Source organism: Mesorhizobium sp. M0018 (genome assembly GCF_040323955.1).
Classification (GTDB): domain Bacteria; phylum Pseudomonadota; class Alphaproteobacteria; order Rhizobiales; family Rhizobiaceae; genus Mesorhizobium.
On record NZ_JAMYVL010000001.1, the window covers coordinates 356403 to 374512 of the forward strand.

An 18110-nucleotide genomic window follows, 5' to 3' on the forward strand; every position below is an offset into this window, starting at 1 on the left:
TGAAAATGGCCCCAGCGCAGCCTGTACCTCATACCAGATATGGGCGCACAGTGTTAGGGCCTGTGGAACGAGACAGGTTGAGGCTTGCCGCGAATGCCTAACGGCCTTTGGCGCAAGGCCGTCAGGAAACGGTAGCCGGGCGCGAATGGTTGCTTTAAAAGCATCTGCTCCCACCGACTACGAGGCTGACCATGGTATTGAGAGCCGACGACCTGATCGACCGCCGCCGCTTGCGCCGCAAGCTGACATTCTGGCGTGTTGCGGCGATTATCGTCGCGGCAGCCGGACTGATCGCCTTCTCGGCATGGATCTATGGTGACGACTTCACCGGCGCGGCTGTCGACCACATCGCCAAGGTCAAGATCGAAGGTACCATCACCGAAGACGAAGAACTGATCAAGCGGCTGGAGGCAATCCGTCAGTCGCCGCGCGTCAAGGCTGTGATCCTGTCGATCGATTCACCCGGCGGCACCACCGTCGGTGGCGAATCGATCTATGAGGCAGTGCGCAAGCTTGCCGCAGACAAGCCGGTGGTGGCCGAGGTCGGCACGCTCGCGGCTTCGGCGGGCTATATGATCGCCACCGCGGCCGACCATATTGTCGCACGCAAATCCTCGATCGTCGGCTCGATCGGCGTGCTGATTCAGTACCCGGACGTCAGCGGCCTCATGGACAAGCTCGGCGTCAAGCTGGAGGAGGTGAAATCCTCGCCCTTGAAGGCCTCGCCTTCTCCCTTCAAGCCGACCAATGACGATGAGCGCGCCATGGTCCGCAAGCTCATCCTCGACAGCTACGACTGGTTCGTCGGCATCGTCGCCGAGCGCCGCAACATGACCAAGCCGGAGGTGCTGGCGCTCGCAGACGGGTCGATCTTCACCGGCCGGCAGGCGGTCACCAACAGATTGATCGACGCGGTCGGCGGCGAGGCCGAAGCGATCGACTGGCTTGCAGGCAAGGGCGTCGATGCCAAGCTCAAGGTGGTGGAATGGAAGGACACGGAAAAACGCGGCGGTTTCCTGTTCTCCAAAGCGATGGCGCAGACCGTCGGTGCTGCGCTTGGCCTGGCCGGCCATGACGGCGACGTCCTTCACGAAATTGGAGCGGACCGCTTGTTTCTTGACGGTCTCGTTTCCGTCTGGCACCCTTGAGGAACCGCCTGGGACGAGTGAAAAACCAAATAAAATCATTCTGATAATTTCGGCGGCACTGCTTTTACGGGGAGCCTTTTCATGATCAAATCCGAACTTGTGCAGATCATCGCCACGCGTAATCCGCATCTTTTCCTGCGCGACGTCGAAAACATTGTCAGCGCCATCTTCGATGAAATCACCGACGCGCTTGCCGAGGGCAACCGGGTCGAGTTGCGCGGCTTCGGCGCGTTTTCGGTGAAAAATCGCCCTGCCCGCACCGGCCGCAACCCGCGCACCGGCGAATCCGTAGAGGTCGAGGAGAAATGGGTACCGTTCTTCAAGACCGGCAAGGAATTGCGTGAAAGGCTGAACGGAGGCAAATAGGCGCCGCGCCCGCCGTCCCGCTCCGGCAGCAGTCCCTACGGAAAAACATGTTCAATCGCTTAATCCTCATCGTGGTCTTCGTGCCGCTGGCCGTCATCCTGATCGCGCTGGCCGTTGCCAACCGCGAACCGGTCGCCTTCACGCTCGACCCGTTCAATCCGGGCAACCCGGCGCTGACGCTGACCTTGCCGCTGTTCATATTCCTGTTCCTTGCCCTTGCCATCGGCATGATCGTCGGCAGCCTGGCGACCTGGATCAAGCAGGGGCGCTATCGCAAGCTGGCGCGCCAGCGCGGTGCCGAGGCCGAGAATCTGCGCCAGGCGGTAAGCCGCGCGCCTGCCGCGCCTCGAGGCCCGGCTTTGCCGAAGCCGACAAACTGAAGCGTCGCTGACATATCTTTCGCGGAGCCTTTCATGCTGACCATTTCGGCCGCCGAGGTCGACAGCGCGCTGACCTTTCCCGGACTGATCGAGACGCTGCGCGCCGCGTTTCGCGATGGCGCCGTACAGCCGGTCAGGCACCATCATACGATAGAGCGGCCCGACGGCGCCGCTTCAACGCTGCTTTTGATGCCGGCCTGGACCGACTTCAACACGGCTGGCACCTCCGCCGGCGGTCACATCGGCATCAAGATCGTCACCGTGTCGCCCGACAACAACGCTGTCGGAAAACCCGCGGTGATGGGCCTTTACCTCTTGCTCGACGGCGCCACTGGCGAGCCGCAGGCCATGATCGACGGCCAGCGGCTGACGCAGTGGCGCACGGCCTGCGCCTCGGCGCTGGCCGCCTCCTACCTGGCCCGCGAGGACGCCTCGCGGCTGCTCGTGGTAGGCGCCGGCGCGCTGTCGCCGTTCCTGGCGAAGGCGCATTCGGCTGTGCGGCCGATCACCAGCATCCGCATCTGGAACCGCACGCCGGCCAATGCCGAAAAGGTCGCTGCAAGATTGCGTGCGGAAGGTTTTGCGGCCGAAGCCGCAGGCGATCTCGACGCCGAACTAGGCCAGGCCGACATCATTTCCTCGGCGACGATCACCACCGAGCCGCTGGTCAAGGGCGCCTTGTTGCGACCCGGAACGCATGTCGACCTCGTCGGCGGCTTCACTCCGGCGATGCGCGAAAGCGACGACGACACGGTTGCGCGGGCCCGCGTCTATGTCGACACCCGCGCTGGCGCCGCCAAAGAGGCGGGTGACATCGTCCAGCCGCTGGCCTCCGGCGTGTTGAAGCCGGAAGCCATCGTCGCCGACCTTTATGAACTCACGCGCGGCCAGAAAAAAGGCCGGCAGAACGACGACGAGATCACGCTGTTCAAGTCGGTCGGCGCAGCCCTCGAGGACCTCGCCGCCGGCATTGGCGTGTATCGCGCAAGCGTAGGGCAGTAGGGCAGTAGGAAACCGCACCGATCGTGCGGCGCCGCGCCAGCTATATTTCCTGTCACGTACTCCCCTACTGCCCTACTGCCCTACTGCCTTACTCCCTTTGCCAGTAGACCCTTAGCCGATGATTGTCGGGATCGAGCGCGACGAAGGTCCGGCCGAAATCCATGTCGGTCGGGCTCTGCAGGATTTTCAGACCCCGTCCGGCCCAATCGGTGTAGGTGGCATCGACCGCCTCCGGCGTGTCCAGCGCAAAGACGATCTCGGCGCCACCGCCTGCTGCCGCGGCGGCCGGTTCCACGGTGTGACGCGACCAGAGGCCGAGCTTGAAGCCGTTGTCGAGCACGAACAGCACGAAGGTCGGCGAGGTCTCGACCGGCTGCCGCCCAAGCAGCGCGCTATAGAAGGCGCCGCTTTGCTCAGGCTTGTCGACATAGAGGATGACGAAATTGGGCGGTGTCATGAACTGCTCTCCCGATGGTTTCGACTGGAGGAGCATACCGTACGCCACTGCCAGATTCTGGCAGCAGTCTCAACTGAGCAGCAGCCTTAGCTTGGCGTGTCGAGCGTCGCCCGCCATTCTTTGAGCAGCACCTGACGGCGGCGCGGATAGCGCATCTCGGTGGCATTGAGGCCGGATATCCGGTCGGCGCGAAAGTGCCTGAAATCCTGGCGCATCTCGCACCAGGCCGCGACGACGCGCACCTTGTCGAAGAAGCCGAGTGCGAACGGCCAGACGGTGCGCTCGGAGGCAGCGCCGCCGGCGTCGCGATAGACAAAGCTCAGCTTGCGCTCCTCGCGGATGGCCTGCCGCACCACACCGAGATCGATGCCTTCGGTGACCTCGGTGCGCGACCCGACCAGCAGCGTCGAGGCATCGAGCTCTTCGCGCAAATCGTCCGGCAGCACCGCGGCGATCTTGGCCAGCGCGTCGGTGGCGGCGTTCGCAAGCCGCCAGTCCGGCTGCTTGGCCACCCAGCGCGAACCGAGCACGATCGCCTCGATCTCCTCATCGGTGAACATCAAGGGCGGCAGCATGAAACCGGGCCTGAGCACGTAACCCAACCCCGCCTCACCCTCGATCGGCGCGCCCTGCCCCTGCAGCGTGGCGATGTCGCGATAGAGCGTGCGGATCGACACACCCATTTCGCCCGCAAGGCTGCGGCCGCTGACTGGCCGGCGATGCCGGCGCAGGATCTGGATCAGGTCGAGCAGGCGTTCAGCACGGGACATGAATCATGACCTGGTTTCAATCACGATAGAGCCCCAGCGCTTTCGGCGGCAAGCGACATGGGTGGCGGACGGGAACGTCTGCGTCCTGACGCCGTTGTCTGGCCACTATGGATATGCGCGGGTTCCTGTTGTTCTGGTCGGTTTTGACCGCCATCGTCGCTGCGCTCAGCCTCGGACCATCCTTCGCCCATGTGCTGGAATCGGTGCCGCGGCTGACCAGTTGGCCGCCTTCGCTCTGGCGTGAAACCACTGTCTTCAACGCTCAGTTCCAATTCTTCGCGATTGTCGGCGCACCGCTGGACGTGGCCGCGATCGCCTGTCCGGGGCTTCTCGCCTGGATGCTGCGCAGTGACCGCCCGGCATTCTGGTGGATTTTGGCCGCCACCGTGCTTTATCTGATGGCCCTCGTGGCGTGGTTTACCCTGGTCAAACCGGCAAACGATGTCCTGGCCACCTGGGTGCCTGGACCGATCCCGGACAATTTCGAAAGTATCCGGAGCAGTTGGGAAACCGGCCATATGGTCGTCACCGGCTTCAAGGCCGTTGGTTTCATAGCGCTCGCAGTCGGCCTGCTGTCGATCAGGCGCGGCTGATCCGGTTGCACACGTCGGCAGCCCTTTTGTTGCGCCGGTCAATGTGCTGTGGCAGAAGCGGCGAGCCGCCGTCCGGAGATGCGCCTTCTTGAAACCTTTTCGCGACAAACGCCGCGACAGCCGCCCGCCCCCGAAGGGCGGGGCGGAGCAGCCGCGGCGGCGCGACGCCGGCCTGACCGCCGGTTCGGAGCCTAAACTGCAGGACCGGTCCGAGCCGAAAGCCGCGCCGCGCCCTCTATCCCGTCGCGATGGCGCGCTGCCTGCCGAACATCTGCCGCTGATCCTCGAGGTCGGCCCCAATCAGGACTACGCGTTGCTCGACAGCGGCGCCGGAGAAAAACTCGAGCAATACGGCCCCTACCGCATCGTTCGGCCGGAGGGCCAGGCGATCTGGCAAAAGGCTTTGCCGGCCAGGGACTGGGAGCGCGCCGACGCCATTTTCACCGGCGATACCGACGAGGAAGGCATCGGCCGCTGGCGCTTCCCCAAGACGCCGCTCGGCGAGACCTGGCCGATGAAGCATGACGGCATAGATTATCTCGGCCGCTTCACTTCGTTTCGCCATGTCGGCGTCTTTCCCGAGCAGGCCTCGCACTGGGACCACATGGCCGGACTGATCGCGGCGGCAAAACGGCCGGTGAAGGTGTTGAACCTGTTCGGTTACACCGGCCTTGCCTCCTTGGTGGCGGCGCGTGCCGGCGCCGAGGTCACCCACGTGGATGCTTCCAAGAAGGCGATCGGCTGGGCGCGCGAAAACCAGGAAATGGCGGGCTTGTCGCAAAAGCCGATCCGCTGGATCGTCGACGATGCCGTGAAATTCGCCGAACGCGAGGAGCGCCGCGGCAGCCGCTACGACATCATCCTGTTCGACCCGCCCGCCTATGGCCGCGGACCGAAAGGCGAGGTCTGGCAGCTGTTCGAGGACCTGCCGGCGCTGACCGATATCTGCCGCACGATCCTGACGCCGAAGCCGCTCGCCGTGGTACTGACCGCCTATTCGATCCGCGCCTCTTTTTTCGCCATCCATGCCCTGATGCGCGACACCTTCGCCGGCATGGGCGGCACGGTCGAGTCGGGTGAATTGATCATCCGCGAGAAATCTGCCGGTCGGGCGCTTTCGACCTCGCTGTTCTCGCGCTGGGTGGCCTGAATGAGTGCGTACGAACGGCACGCGGGCGCGCCCGGGCAGGTGAAGGAAGTCACCAGCCTCGCCAACCCGCTGGTCAAGGACATCAAGGCGCTCGCGCTGAAGAAATTCCGTGACCAGCAGAATTCCTTCATGGCCGAAGGCCTGAAGCTGGTCATCGACGCGCTCGATCTCGGCTGGTCGATCAGGACACTGGTCTTCGCCAAGGCCGGACGTGGCAATATGGCGGTTGAAAAGGTCGCGGCGCGCACGGTCGCCGCCGGCGGCACCGTCCTTGAAGTTTCGGAAAAAGTGCTGGTCGCCATCACCCGCCGCGACAATCCGCAAATGGTCGTCGGCGTGTTCTCGCAGAAATACCTGCCGTTGAAGGACATCCGCGCCCGTGACGGCGACGTCTGGGTGGCGCTCGACCGCGTCCGCGACCCCGGCAATCTCGGCACCGTCATCCGCACGGTCGACGCTGTCGGGGCCAGGGGCGTCATCTTGGTCGGCGAGACCACCGATCCCTTTTCGGTCGAAACGGTGCGCGCCACCATGGGCTCGATTTTCGCCGTGCCGGTCGCCAAGGCGTCGCCCGAAGCTTTTCTCGCCTGGCGAACGAGCTTCCCCGGCCTCGTCGCCGGCACCCACCTGAAGGGTGCGGTCGACTACCGCTCGGTCGATTTTTCAAAGGGCCCGGTGCTTTTGATGATGGGTAACGAGCAGCAAGGCCTGCCTGACGAGCTTGCCGCAAGCTGCGACAAACTGCTGCGGATACCGCAGGCCGGCCGCGCCGATTCGCTCAACCTTGCAGTGGCCACCGGCGTCATGCTGTTCGAGATCCGGCGCGGCGCGCTGAAGCTCGGCCCGGAGGACGCCAGATCGTGACATCTCAAACCGTGAAACTGCAAACCATGAAGTCCTGGAGGCCGTATGCTCTTCTGGTCGTCGCCGCGATAGCGCTCGACCAGTGGGTGAAATACCTAGTCGAAACCGGTCTTGCCTTTCAGGAACGGCTCGACCTGCTTCCGTTCCTGGCGCTGTACCGCACCTACAACACCGGCATCGCGTTCTCGCTGTTTTCGTCCTTCGGCGACACCGGCCTGGTGGTCGTCGCGGTTCTGGTGGTCGCTTTCGTGCTCTATCTTGCGGCCCGCACGCCGCCCGGCCACCTGCTTGCCCGCATCGGCTTCGCACTGATCGTCGGCGGCGCGCTCGGCAACCTGATTGATCGCGCAATCTACGGTCATGTCATCGACTATGTCCTGTTCCATACGCCGGTCTGGTCCTTCGCGATCTTCAACCTCGCCGACGCCTTCATTTCGGTTGGTGCGGTGCTGGTCGTCTTCGACGAACTCATTGGCTGGCGGCGCGGAGCGTCGAGCGATTGACCTCACTCGCCTGGCGCCACACATTCTGATCTGCAAGCCCGAGGAGAAAAAATGCCCGAAACCTTCAAAGCCATCCTCGTTTCGCGTGACGCCGAGAAAAACCAGTCGGTCGCGGTGACCGAGCTTACCGAGGCAGACCTGATGGAGGGCGACGTCACCGTCGCGGTCGAGGCGACGACGGTGAACTACAAGGACGGTCTTGCAATTACCGGCAAGGCGCCGGTGATCCGCCACTGGCCGCTGGTGCCGGGCATCGATTTCGCCGGCACCGTCATCTCGTCTTCCAATCCTGACTGGCGCAAGGGTGACAAGGTCATATTGAACGGCTGGGGCGTCGGCGAGACGCATTTCGGCGCCTTTGCAGGGCGCGCCCGCGTCAAGGGCGACTGGCTGGTGCCGTTGCCGGACGGCATGAGCCCGCATGATGCGATGGCGGTCGGCACCGCCGGCTACACCGCCATGCTTTGCGTCATCGCGCTGGAGCGCCACGGCATCGTGCCCGATCGCGGCCCGGTGGCGGTGACCGGCGCTGCCGGTGGCGTCGGCTCGGTCGCGGTCTCGATCCTGTCCAGCCTCGGCTATCACGTCATCGCCTCGACCGGCCGTGCTGCCGAAAGCCCCTATCTGATCGACCTCGGCGCCGCGGAAGTGATTTCACGCGACGAGCTTGCCCAGCCCGCAAAACCGCTCGCCAAGGAACGCTGGGCCGGCGGCGTCGATGCGGTCGGCAGCCACACGCTGGCCAACGTTCTATCGATGACCTCCTATGGCGGCGCCGTTGCCGCTTGCGGCCTCGCCGGCGGCATGGACCTGCCGGCAAGCGTCGCGCCCTTCATCCTGCGCGGCGTCTCGCTGCTCGGCATCGATTCGGTGATGGCGCCGAAGGCGGTCCGCCTCGAGGCCTGGCGCCGTATCGGCGCCGATCTCGACCACGCAAAGCTTGCCAGCCTTTCGACGAGCATCGGCTTCGACGGCATCATCGGCGCCGCGCATGACATCGTCGAGGGTAAGATCCGCGGCCGCGTGGTGGTGGATATGTGAGCCCCCAAGGGAAAAAAAAGAGCGCGACCGGTAAAATTCGAGCGATCAACCACAACCTTCGATAAGCTCTGTCTGGCAGGATTTCCGTATGATTGCGGAACCCGGCATCAGAGAGGCGGAACCAGCCGAACGGGCCGACGGGACGGCCCCCGCGGCGCCAGGACGGCAGCTTGTCGCCGCGCCACCGCTGGCGCCGGAACTGCCGGCCTCCAACCGCGAAGGCCTGCCCTTCCTGACGCTCGTCGCCATTGTCGTGCTGGCAGGCTTTTCGCATCTGACCGGGGCGCCGATCTTCATCACTATCGGCCTTTTGGCGACAGCCATCGCCGGGCTCGCCATGCATCTGCGCAACAGGCGCACCGAGCGCCGCGCGGTGGCCCTGCTCGATGCCACGACCGCCCGCAGCCGCGCCGAAATAGAGACGCTGGCCGACCGCATGTGGGAGATGCAGGAGAGCGAGGAGCGCTTTCGCGGGCTGATCGATGCACTCGGCGATCTCGTCGTCCATCGTGACCGCGACGGCCACATTGTCTACGCCAACAAGGTTTTCGCCGACCTTGTCGAAACCGACCAGCGCGACCTTGCCGGCAAGACCCTGGCCGAACTAGGCATCGATGTCGGCATCGTCCCCGACGCCGCGTTTTCCGACCATGAATGCCTGAGTTCCACCGACGTCGCCATTCGCACGCCGGACGGCCCACGCTGGTTCTCTTGGATCGAGCTGTCGGTGCGCGACAAGGACAGCGGCGCCGTTTCGCATCGCGCCATCGCCCGCGACATCACCGCTCGCAAGCGCGCCGAATCCTCGCTGATCACCGCCCGCGAGCGGGCCGAATATGCGAGCCAGGCCAAATCGCGCTTCCTCGCCACCGTCAGCCACGAGATCCGCACGCCGATGAACGGCATCATGGGCATGGCCCGGCTTCTCGCCGACACCAGCCTTTCGCCCGAGCAGCGGACCTATGTCGGCGCCATCTCGACCTCGGCCAGCGCGCTGCTGGCGCTGATCGAGGACCTGCTCGACTACTCCAAGATCGAGGCCGGCCGCTTCGATCCCGAACCGCAGCCGATGTCGGTGCGCGAGATCGCCGACAATGTCATCGAGCTTTTGGCGGCGCGGGCTTTTGCCAAGGATATCGGCCTCGGCTGTCATGTCGAACCCGACGTGCCGCAGCTGATCACCGCCGACCCCGGCAGGGTCAGGCAGGTGCTGCTCAATCTCATCGGCAACGCCGTCAAGTTCACCGACAGCGGCGGCGTCCTGGCAAGCATCGCCCGCGTCCGCACCGAAACCACCGACCGCATCCGCTTCACCATCACCGACACCGGCCCCGGTCTGCGCGAGGAGGACATGGAGCGCATATTCGCGGACTTCGAACAGGCTGACGGCACCTCGACCCGTGCGCATGGCGGTGCCGGCCTCGGTCTCGCCATTTCCAAGCGCCTGGTGACCGCCATGGGCGGCACTATCTCTGTGTCGAGCCGGCTTGGCCAGGGGTCCGAATTCGTCTTCGAGATTCCCGCTATTTCCGCCGTCGAGGCGCCGCAGATCCGCCAGGACGCGCTGTCGGGCCGGCATGCCGTGATCGTGTCGAAGAACCTGGTCGAGGCCGAAGCCCTCGCCCGCACCATTCGCGCCAATGGCGGCACGGTCGATCTGGCCACCGCCGCAGCCCAGGCCACCCCTTTCGCCGAGAGCTGCGACGTGCTGCTGATCGATGCTGCCATGGAGCAAAGCGACGGCAGGCTGCTCAGGCGCCTGCGCCAGAGCGGATTTGCCGATTGCGAGGCAGTGACGCTGATTGCACCGACCGACCGTGGCATGCTTGGCGAGTTCCGTGCCAATGGTTACGCCACCTTCCTTGCGAGGCCGGTGCGCGGCGAGACATTGCTGCGCGTGCTTTTGACCAGCCACGCGCCGGTCATCGCCGAGCCGCAACTGCAAAGGCGCGGCGCGCAGGCGGGGCACGCCATTGGCGCCCGCCAGCAGGGCCTGTCGGTGCTGATCGCCGAGGACAACGACATCAACGCCATGCTGGCCCGCGCCACGCTGCTGAAGGCCGGGCATCGCGTGAAAGTGGTCGGCAACGGCAAGGCCGCCGTCGAGGCGGTCATCAGCACCGGCCACAAGCACCGTTACGACGTGGTGCTGATGGACTTGCATATGCCTGTCATGGACGGCCTGGACGCCATCGCCGCCATCCGCCGCCATGAGGAGGAGACCGCGGTGCCGCCAGTGCCGATCATGGTGCTGTCGGCCGACAGCCAGGAAAAGACCCGCCACGCCGTGCTCGCTCACGGTGCCAGCGGCTTCGTCACCAAGCCGCTCGACCCCGATGCCCTGGTTCATGCGGTCGAAGGGCAAGCGGCCGCCTGAGGCACAACATAGACGGTTGATAGATTGCCCAGCCGACGAAGTATTGCCCGCAGAGCCGTATCACGGTACTGTCACAATCCTGTTGCACCTACACCGTATCCCCGTGCCAAGAGGGATGGCTCGAAGGAGAATCACTCGTGCATACAGTCATGCCGGAATGTGATGCTCGGCCGAACGCCAGCGGGCCTTTGCTCGTCGGCCGGAACGCCGATGCCGTCATAAAAGGCGCATCGCTCGGCCGCATCGGCAATCTCGAAGTGCGGCTCGCCCGCAACGAGGCCGAGATCGCTGCCGCGCAGGAAGTGCGCTACCGGGTGTTCTACGACGAGCTTGGTGCCAGGAAGGACCTGTTCCAGATGCAGGACCGCCGCGATGCCGATCGCTTCGATCCCCTCTGCGATCATCTGCTGGTCTTCGATACTTCGCTTTCCGGCCCCGAGCATCGCCGCATCGTCGGCACCTACCGCCTGCTGCGGCAGGAGATTGCCGCGGCCGCCGGCGGCTTCTATTCCGAAGGTGAATTCGAGCTGACCAAGCTCATCGCGCGGCATCCCGGCCAGCGCTTCCTCGAGCTCGGCCGCTCCTGCGTTCTGCCGGAATACCGCTCGAAGCGCACCATCGAGGCGCTGTGGCAAGGCATCTGGGCCTACATCAACCATTACGGCATCGGCGTGATGACCGGCTGCGCGTCGTTCCACGGCACCGTGCCTGCGGCACATGCCGAGGCGCTGACCTATCTTGCCCACCACTGCCGGACGAATTCATCCTGGGACGTGCGCGCCGTCGCCGGGCGCTATTGTTCCATGGATCTGATGCCGATCGAGGCCGTCAACACCAAGGCGGCGATCGCGGCGATGCCGCCGCTGGTCAAGGGCTATCTGCGCGTCGGCGCGCGCATCGGCGACGGTTGTGTCATCGACCGTGAATTCTCGACGGTCGACGTGTTCGTGGTGATGCCGGTCAAGGAGATCGGTGCCCGCTACGTCAATTATTATGGCGGAGAAGCGCAGCGGTTTGCGGCCTGAATAGGGCAGTAGGGGAGTAGGCGGAGAGAAGGCAAGGGCCCGAGTAGGCAATTGCTCTACTTTACCCGACGTAGCGCTATTCCCTACTCCCGTACTGCCCTACTCCCGTACTGCCCTATTCCCCTACTCCCCTAACTTACGCATCTTTCTCAGCCTGCTCGTTGACCGGCCCCGGCTCCACCGGCGCTTCGCTTGCGACATGCTTGGGGCCGCCCTTGGCGACGCCGACCATGGCCGGCCGCAGAACACGCTCGCCGATCGAATAGCCGGGCTGCACGACCTGCACGACTGTGTTGGCCGGTACGTCGGGATTGGGCACCTCGAACATCGCCTGGTGGAAATTCGGATCGAATTTCTCGCCCTCGGGCTCAAGCTTCTTCACGCCGTGGCGTTCCAGCGCCGACAGCATGGCGCGCTCGGTGATCTCGACGCCGTCGATCAGCGCCTTGAAGCCGGCATCGCCCGACGCCTTGGCCTCCTCCGGGATGGCATCCAGCGCACGGCGCAGATTGTCTGACACCGAAAGCATGTCGCGGGCAAAATTGGCAACCGCATAGGCGCGCGCATCGTGGACGTCCCGCGCGGTACGGCGACGCAAATTCTCCATGTCGGCCGCGACGCGCAGCGCGCGATCCTTCAGCTCTTCGTTTTCCTTCAGAAGCCGCACAAGCGCCTCATAGTCGCCGTCGACGCCACCTTCCCTTGGCTCCGCGGCAGCCTCGGTCTTCTCGGCTTCATCGGGCGCGCGTTCGTCTTTTGCCTGGTCGCTCATCGCCGTTTCCCGTCATTTTCGAATGGTGTGGATTTGCGCCCGATATCGAGGTTTAGCGGCCAAAAATCAAGGGGCAAGCGATACTGCAGCCGCTGTCGCTGCTTGATGGCGGACGGCGCAGACCTTTCGATTTTAATTCAAACTTTACCGTACCCGACGGCTTTGCTTGCCGGGACACTACAATGCGGGAACCATTCCTCCCTTGGAAGAGTTTCGAAGCCGACACAGGATTTTGGATGATGCCCCGCAGGAATGGCGAAAAACGCGACGGGCTCGCCGCCGATATCCGGCGCCAGCTCGGCACCGAGGCGACCAAGCGCTTTCTGCGCACCTTACCGGCCTTCCGCACGGAGTCCGATATTCCCGACCGTCTGAAGGAATTGCTCGACCGCCTGGACGGCGTCGAAGCCAAGGTGGTCGCAGGCGGGCGCCGTCGGTAGACACCGTCGCCAGCAACGCGACCTGCGATTGCGGCCGCAATTCCTCGCCATCGCGCGACATTTACCCGCAGTAACTTTGCGTGATCTCCGCCTTGCGGCAGCGCGCCGCTCCGCCTATGTTTCATGATGAACATGATTTCCCCCGAAGCTGTGGCAAACAGCAAGCGCGCCTGGTTGAAGATCCTGTCGCGCTATAAAAAGCCCGACAGGCGTCGCAGCGCCGTCGAACTCGCCATCACCCTCATCCCCTTCGCCACGCTGTGGGCACTGTCCTCGGCCGCTTATGCCTATGGCCATTGGTGGGGTCTGGTCCTCATCCTTCCGGCAGCCGGCTTTCTGGTGCGTATCTTCATGATCCAGCACGATTGCGGCCACGGCTCCTTCTTTGCCAACCGCTATGCCGACGACTGGATCGGCCGCGTGCTTGGCGTGTTGACGCTGACGCCCTACGATTGCTGGCGCCGCGCCCACGCAACCCATCACGCCAGCGCCGGCAATCTCGACGAGCGCGGCACCGGCGACATCAAGACACTGACGGTCGCTGAATATCGGCAACTGTCATGGCGGGGCCGGCTCGCCTATCGCCTCTATCGCCATCCGCTGGTGATGTTTGGCCTTGGCCCGATATGGATCTTCATTTTCGAGCAGAGACTGCCCTTGGGCATGATGCGGGGCGGTTTCACCCCCTGGGTGTCGTCGATGTCGACCAATCTCGCCATCGCGGTCATCGCCGCGCTGCTCATCTGGTTCGTTGGCCCCGGCGCGTTCCTGGTCGTGCATTTGCCGATCGTCATCCTCGCCGGATCGGCCGGCATCTGGCTGTTTTATGTCCAGCATCAGTTCGAGGAGACGGAGTGGACAAAGGACTCCGAGTGGGAATTCCAGCACGCTGCCCTGCACGGTTCGTCCTATTACGACCTGCCGCCGGTGCTGAACTGGATCACCGGCAATATCGGCGTCCACCACGTGCATCACCTCTCGGCCAAGGTGCCATGCTACCGGCTTCCGGAAGTGTTGAGGGACTATCCGGAGCTGCGTGAGATCGGCCGCGTCACACTCCTCGACAGCCTGCGCTGCGTCAAGCTGGCGCTGTGGGACGAGAGTCGCAGCAAGCTGGTATCGTTCCGCGAAGCGCGGATGGCCGTGTAAAGCATACCGCCGCACCTAAAGCGCGTTGCGCTCGACCGGCCTCATGCGACGCGCTTTAGGTTGTCGTTTATGCATGCCGTTATCGCAAAACCGCTGACACTTTTGCGCGACATGCGTTAGGGGTGCGGCGGGCTCCACATTCCGAGCTTAAGCCGCCCGGCGCTGGTCGCGCATCAGGATCTCGCCCTGGCGGATCTCGGTGCCCAGCACTTTCAGGCATTCGCGCATGAAGGCGGCAAGGCCCGGCCAGCCCTTGGCCGACACAAGATTGCCGTCGACATGGGCGCCGGTCGGCGCAACATCGATATAGATGCCGCCGGCCAGCGTGACTTCCGGCTCGCAATATTGCAGCGCCGCGACTTCCCTGCCGCGCACCACGCCGTCGACCGCGATCAGGATCTGCACGCCGTGGCAGATGGTGAAGATCGGTTTTCCCGTCTCATGGAAATGCCGCACCAGCGCCTGCACGCGCTTGTCGATGCGGATATATTCCGGCCCGCGCCCGCCCGCCGCGTAGACGGCATCGTAGTCGGCCGGATTGACCTCGGAAAACGTCTTGTTGAGGATGTAGTCGTGGCCGAGCTTTTCCGTATAGGTCTGGTGGCCCTCGAAGTCGTGCAGCGAGGTCTTCAGGATATCGCCGGCCTTCTTGTCGGGGCAAACGACATGGACGGTGTGGCCCACCGCATGCATGGCCTGTTCAAAGACGAAAATCTCGTACTCCTCGCTGAACTCGCCAACGAGCATCAATATCTTCTTGCCAGCCATACCCGGTTCCTCCCTTGTGGCCACATTTATTCGGATCGCGAAATAATAGGCCCATCCTAAGGCGGAGAGGCGCAAAATAAAAGGCTGAATCGGGAATGTGGTCCGACCAGATAGGGCTTCTGGCCCTCTGGAGCGGATCAGCCGGCGCGCACCCGCCGCCAGGAATATTTCGGGCCTTTGGCCTCCGGCTTCACCGCCGGCTGATAGAACAGCGGAAGTCCGCCGGTGCGGCCTTGCTCGAGCCGCTTCAGCAGCACCGGGTGCGATACCTCGAATTCATCGAAGCCGACGCGCAGCATATGCGGCAACTGATCGATCAGCACCTGCCCGGTGGCGCGCATAGCGCCTGCAAAATGATAACGGCTGCGCAGCAATTCGCCCTTGGAGAACGAGCGGCCGTCATTGAACGCCGGAAACGCCAGCGCCACCAGCGACAGCTGATCGAGCAGGCCTGCGATCTTCTCGAGCTGATCGCCGGGCTGCAGCAGCACACCGATGCGCTCCTTCGCCGACCGCCGCACCTCCGGATCGAGGCCGAGAAACGCCTGCAACGGCAGGATGAAACGGCCATTGCCGACCAGCGCCTCGGCGCTTTCGGCATGAACCCACTCGTCCTCGCGGAACCCATCCGGTGTCCACAGCCGCATGGCGTTTTCGGCTATCAAATCGCTCATCAAGAAAATTCCCAAGTCCAAAGATTCTAAAGTGCACCGTGAGATTCAGGTCAGGCCGAGCCGAAGGCGGGCGCGAAGCGACCAAACTGCGTGGCCTCCGACAACCGGAGCTGAGCGTACTTTGGGTACGTGAGCGCCGGAAGCGCAGGAAGCCGCCGTTTGCAGGCCGGCTGAATATCAATATACCCTAAAGTGATGCGTCGGTCAGCGACCTTTCCAGCCCCGACAAGTGGATGCCGCATTCGGTCTTGGCGTGCCCGGCCCAGCGGCCGCTGCGCGCATCGTCGCCCGGTTGCACCGGCTGCGTGCATGGGAAACAGCCGATCGACAGATAGCCATAGGCGACCAGCGGGTTTTCACGCAGCGCATGCGCGCGCATGTAGCCGGCCTGGTCCGATGTCGTCCAGTGCGCCAGCGGATTGATGCGAATGCGCGAGCCGACCGCCTCGAACACCGGCAGCGCTGCCCGGGTCGCCGCCTGGAAGCGCTTGCGGCCGGTGAACCAGGCGCGGAACGGCTCGACGCCGCGCGCCAGCGGCTCGACCTTGCGCACGTCGCAGCAGGCGTCGGTGTCGGTCTCGTTCAGATTGCCGGTCGGGTCGATCCTTGCCAGCGCCGCATCGTCGGGCCTGATCACCCGGATATCGCTCAGCCCGAAATCGGCGGCCAGCGCGTCACGGTAGCCGAGCGTCTCCTCGAAATGCTTGCCGGTGTCGAGAAAGATCACCGGCAGCGTGCGGTCGATCTCGGCGATCATGTGCAGCAGCACCGCTGAATCCGCGCCGAAGGACGAGACGGCGGCGATTTCGCCGTGAAAGAACTCCCGGGTCGACCGCTCGATGATCTCCAGCGGCTTCAGATGGCCGTAGAGCGCGTCGAGACCCGCCGCTTGGGCGGCGATGCCGGCCTCGACGTCGACGATACGGTCAAGCGGCCTTGGCTTCGCCAGCATAGAGCGCCTCCTTGAACGGCGCGGGACCGACTCGGCGGTAGGCGTCGATGAATCTTTCGTTTCTGTCCAGCCGAAGCCCGAGATAGGTCTCGACGATCTGCTCGATGGCATCGGTGATCTCTTCCGAACTGAAGCCGCGGCCGATGATCTCGCCGACCGAGGTGTTCTCGTCGGCCGAGCCGCCGAGCGTCACCTGGTAAAGCTCGGCGCCTTTCTTCTCGACGCCCAGGATGCCTATATGGCCGACATGGTGATGGCCACAGGCATTGATGCAGCCGGAAATCTTCAGCTTCAATTCGCCGATGTCGCGCTGGCGCTCCAGCGAAGCAAAGCGCCGCGAGATTTCCTGCGCCACGGGAATGGAACGCGCCGTTGCCAGCGCGCAATAGTCGAGGCCGGGGCAGGAGATGATGTCGCTGATCAGGTTGGAATTGGCCGTCGCCAGCCCGATATCGACAAGCGCGTCATAGACCGCCTTGAGGTCGGCCCGCGCCACATGCGGCAGGATCAGGTTCTGCTCGTGACTGACGCGCAGCTCGTCGAATGAATATTTTTCGGCAATGTCGGCGACCACTTCCATCTGGCTGTCGGAGGCATCGCCCGGCGTCTCGCCGATGCCCTTGAGCGAGATGGTCACCGCCGCGTAGTCGGGATGGCGATGGGTGACCACATTCTGATCCAGCCATTCGGAAAAGCTCTTGGAGTCGAGACGGGCAAGCTTGACCGCCTCGTCGCCTTCCGGCCGGTCGACAAGCGGAGGCGGCGCGAAATAGGCATCGATGGCGCGGATGTCTTCTTCCGGCAGCCTCAGCTCGGCGTCCTTCAACTCCTGCCATTCGGCCTCGACCTGGCGGGTGATCTCCTCGACGCCGGTCTCATGGACCAGGATCTTGATGCGCGCCTTGAACTTGTTGTCGCGCCGGCCGTAGAGGTTGTAAACGCGCAGGATCGCCGTGCAGTAGGACAACAGATCCGCTTCGGGCAGGAAATCGCGGATCTTCTTGGCGACCATCGGCGTGCGGCCCTGGCCGCCGCCGACATAGACGGCGAAACCGAGCTCGCCGGCAGCGTTCTTCTTCAGATGCAAGCCGATGTCGTGCGTCTGGATGGCGGCGCGGTCGCGCTCGGCGCCGGTCACCGCGATCTTGAATTTTCGCGGCAGGAACGAGAACTCCGGATGCACCGAGGACCATTGCCGCAGGATTTCGGCATAGGGGCGCGGATCGGCAACCTCGTCAGCGGCGGCGCCGGCGAAGTGGTCGGCGGTGACGTTGCGGATGCAATTGCCGCTGGTCTGGATGGCGTGCATTTCGACGCTTGCCAGATCAGCCAGGATCGCCGGGATGTCCGACAGCGCCGGCCAGTTGAACTGGATGTTCTGGCGCGTCGTGAAATGGCCGTAACCTTTGTCGTATTTGCGGGCGATGTGGCCGAGCATGCGCAGCTGCTTGCTGTTCAGCGTGCCGTAGGGCACGGCGATGCGCAGCATATAGGCATGCAGCTGCAGATAGACGCCGTTCATCAGTCGCAGCGGCCGGAACTGGTCCTCGGTGATCTCGCCGGCAAGGCGCCGCGCGACCTGGTCGCTGAACTCGGCGACGCGGGCCTTGACGAAATCGTGGTCGAACTCATCGTAACGGTACATATTCAGGTCTTTCCGGGCGCGTCCGCCCGTTATT

The 18110-nt window shown here is 64.0% G+C and carries 20 protein-coding genes; 13 read left to right on the plus strand and 7 right to left on the minus strand.

The genetic code is table 11. The features are described from left to right. Positions 1 to 191 precede the first annotated feature (191 nt). The 4 genes from sppA (at position 192) to lhpI (ending at position 2896) form a co-directional block, all read left to right on the plus strand. The gene (sppA, locus tag NKJ81_RS01725; protein WP_352469429.1) at positions 192 to 1148 is read left to right on the plus strand and encodes a signal peptide peptidase SppA; all 957 of its coding nucleotides are present in this window, start codon (positions 192 to 194) and stop codon (positions 1146 to 1148) included. An 81-nt stretch (positions 1149 to 1229) separates the two neighbouring features. After that, entirely contained in the window at positions 1230 to 1514 is a 285-nt protein-coding gene (locus NKJ81_RS01730) for an integration host factor subunit beta (protein WP_023675261.1), read from the plus strand. Between the two features lie 47 nt (positions 1515 to 1561). Beyond that, positions 1562 to 1894, plus strand: a complete 333-nt coding sequence (locus NKJ81_RS01735; RefSeq protein WP_352539412.1) for a LapA family protein — start codon at positions 1562 to 1564, stop codon at positions 1892 to 1894. A 33-nt stretch (positions 1895 to 1927) separates the two neighbouring features. Continuing rightward, the gene (gene lhpI / locus NKJ81_RS01740; protein ID WP_352539413.1) at positions 1928 to 2896 is read left to right on the plus strand and encodes a bifunctional Delta(1)-pyrroline-2-carboxylate/Delta(1)-piperideine-2-carboxylate reductase; all 969 of its coding nucleotides are present in this window, start codon (positions 1928 to 1930) and stop codon (positions 2894 to 2896) included. 88 nt (positions 2897 to 2984) lie between these two features. Here the strand turns inward: lhpI and NKJ81_RS01745 are convergent, their stop codons facing one another. Beyond that, positions 2985 to 3353, minus strand: coding sequence for a VOC family protein (locus tag NKJ81_RS01745; RefSeq protein ID WP_352469426.1), 369 nt, complete (start codon positions 3351 to 3353; stop codon positions 2985 to 2987). A gap of 86 nt (positions 3354 to 3439) precedes the next feature. Further along, positions 3440 to 4123: a helix-turn-helix transcriptional regulator gene (locus tag NKJ81_RS01750; RefSeq protein ID WP_352468341.1), complete on the minus strand. Its 684-nt coding sequence runs from the start codon at positions 4121 to 4123 to the stop codon at positions 3440 to 3442. Positions 4124 to 4230: 107 nt separating this feature from the next. Here NKJ81_RS01750 and NKJ81_RS01755 point away from each other — a divergent pair, with 107 nt between their 5' ends. The 7 genes from NKJ81_RS01755 to olsB all read left to right on the plus strand — a co-directional run bounded on the left by NKJ81_RS01755 (position 4231) and on the right by olsB (position 11676). Further along, positions 4231 to 4716, plus strand: a complete 486-nt coding sequence (locus tag NKJ81_RS01755) for a DUF1772 domain-containing protein (RefSeq protein ID WP_352539414.1) — start codon at positions 4231 to 4233, stop codon at positions 4714 to 4716. Between the two features lie 88 nt (positions 4717 to 4804). Then, positions 4805 to 5866, plus strand: coding sequence for an RsmD family RNA methyltransferase (locus NKJ81_RS01760; protein ID WP_352539415.1), 1062 nt, complete (start codon positions 4805 to 4807; stop codon positions 5864 to 5866). Further along, positions 5867 to 6730 carry a TrmH family RNA methyltransferase gene (locus NKJ81_RS01765; RefSeq protein ID WP_352539416.1) on the plus strand — a complete coding sequence of 288 codons (864 nt, stop codon included), beginning with the start codon at positions 5867 to 5869 and terminating at the stop codon, positions 6728 to 6730. Between the two features lie 26 nt (positions 6731 to 6756). Further along, positions 6757 to 7233, plus strand: a complete 477-nt coding sequence (gene lspA, locus NKJ81_RS01770; RefSeq protein WP_352454178.1) for a signal peptidase II — start codon at positions 6757 to 6759, stop codon at positions 7231 to 7233. A gap of 51 nt (positions 7234 to 7284) precedes the next feature. Then, complete coding sequence (acuI, locus tag NKJ81_RS01775) at positions 7285 to 8274, plus strand: acrylyl-CoA reductase (NADPH) (protein WP_352539417.1); 990 nt, start codon at positions 7285 to 7287, stop codon at positions 8272 to 8274. A gap of 88 nt (positions 8275 to 8362) precedes the next feature. Beyond that, on the plus strand, positions 8363 to 10651 hold the full coding sequence (locus tag NKJ81_RS01780; protein WP_352539418.1) for a PAS domain-containing hybrid sensor histidine kinase/response regulator: 2289 nt from the start codon (positions 8363 to 8365) through the stop codon (positions 10649 to 10651). A 149-nt stretch (positions 10652 to 10800) separates the two neighbouring features. After that, on the plus strand, positions 10801 to 11676 hold the full coding sequence (olsB, locus tag NKJ81_RS01785; RefSeq protein WP_023675251.1) for a l-ornithine N(alpha)-acyltransferase: 876 nt from the start codon (positions 10801 to 10803) through the stop codon (positions 11674 to 11676). A 136-nt stretch (positions 11677 to 11812) separates the two neighbouring features. On the opposite strand, the gene grpE is transcribed toward olsB, so the two are convergent. Further along, entirely contained in the window at positions 11813 to 12448 is a 636-nt protein-coding gene (gene grpE / locus NKJ81_RS01790) for a nucleotide exchange factor GrpE (RefSeq protein ID WP_023675250.1), read from the minus strand. Positions 12449 to 12684: 236 nt separating this feature from the next. Between grpE and NKJ81_RS01795 the strand changes: the two genes are divergently transcribed. Both NKJ81_RS01795 and NKJ81_RS01800 read left to right on the plus strand, forming a co-directional pair. Beyond that, on the plus strand, positions 12685 to 12888 hold the full coding sequence (locus NKJ81_RS01795; protein WP_023675249.1) for a hypothetical protein: 204 nt from the start codon (positions 12685 to 12687) through the stop codon (positions 12886 to 12888). Between the two features lie 126 nt (positions 12889 to 13014). Further along, positions 13015 to 14037 (plus strand): fatty acid desaturase, encoded by a 1023-nt coding sequence (locus NKJ81_RS01800; RefSeq protein WP_352469420.1) that lies wholly within the window; start codon positions 13015 to 13017, stop codon positions 14035 to 14037. Positions 14038 to 14184: 147 nt separating this feature from the next. On the opposite strand, the gene NKJ81_RS01805 is transcribed toward NKJ81_RS01800, so the two are convergent. The 4 genes from NKJ81_RS01805 to NKJ81_RS01820 all read right to left on the minus strand — a co-directional run bounded on the left by NKJ81_RS01805 (position 14185) and on the right by NKJ81_RS01820 (position 18076). Further along, positions 14185 to 14805 (minus strand): DJ-1/PfpI family protein, encoded by a 621-nt coding sequence (locus NKJ81_RS01805; protein WP_352539419.1) that lies wholly within the window; start codon positions 14803 to 14805, stop codon positions 14185 to 14187. Between the two features lie 137 nt (positions 14806 to 14942). After that, positions 14943 to 15479, minus strand: coding sequence for a DUF934 domain-containing protein (locus NKJ81_RS01810; RefSeq protein ID WP_352539420.1), 537 nt, complete (start codon positions 15477 to 15479; stop codon positions 14943 to 14945). Positions 15480 to 15666: 187 nt separating this feature from the next. Next, positions 15667 to 16431, minus strand: coding sequence for a phosphoadenylyl-sulfate reductase (locus NKJ81_RS01815; RefSeq protein ID WP_352448339.1), 765 nt, complete (start codon positions 16429 to 16431; stop codon positions 15667 to 15669). Further along, the gene (locus NKJ81_RS01820; RefSeq protein WP_352539421.1) at positions 16406 to 18076 is read right to left on the minus strand and encodes a nitrite/sulfite reductase; all 1671 of its coding nucleotides are present in this window, start codon (positions 18074 to 18076) and stop codon (positions 16406 to 16408) included. The genes NKJ81_RS01815 and NKJ81_RS01820 overlap by 26 nt, the downstream gene beginning before the upstream one ends. Positions 18077 to 18110: the final 34 nt, after the last annotated feature.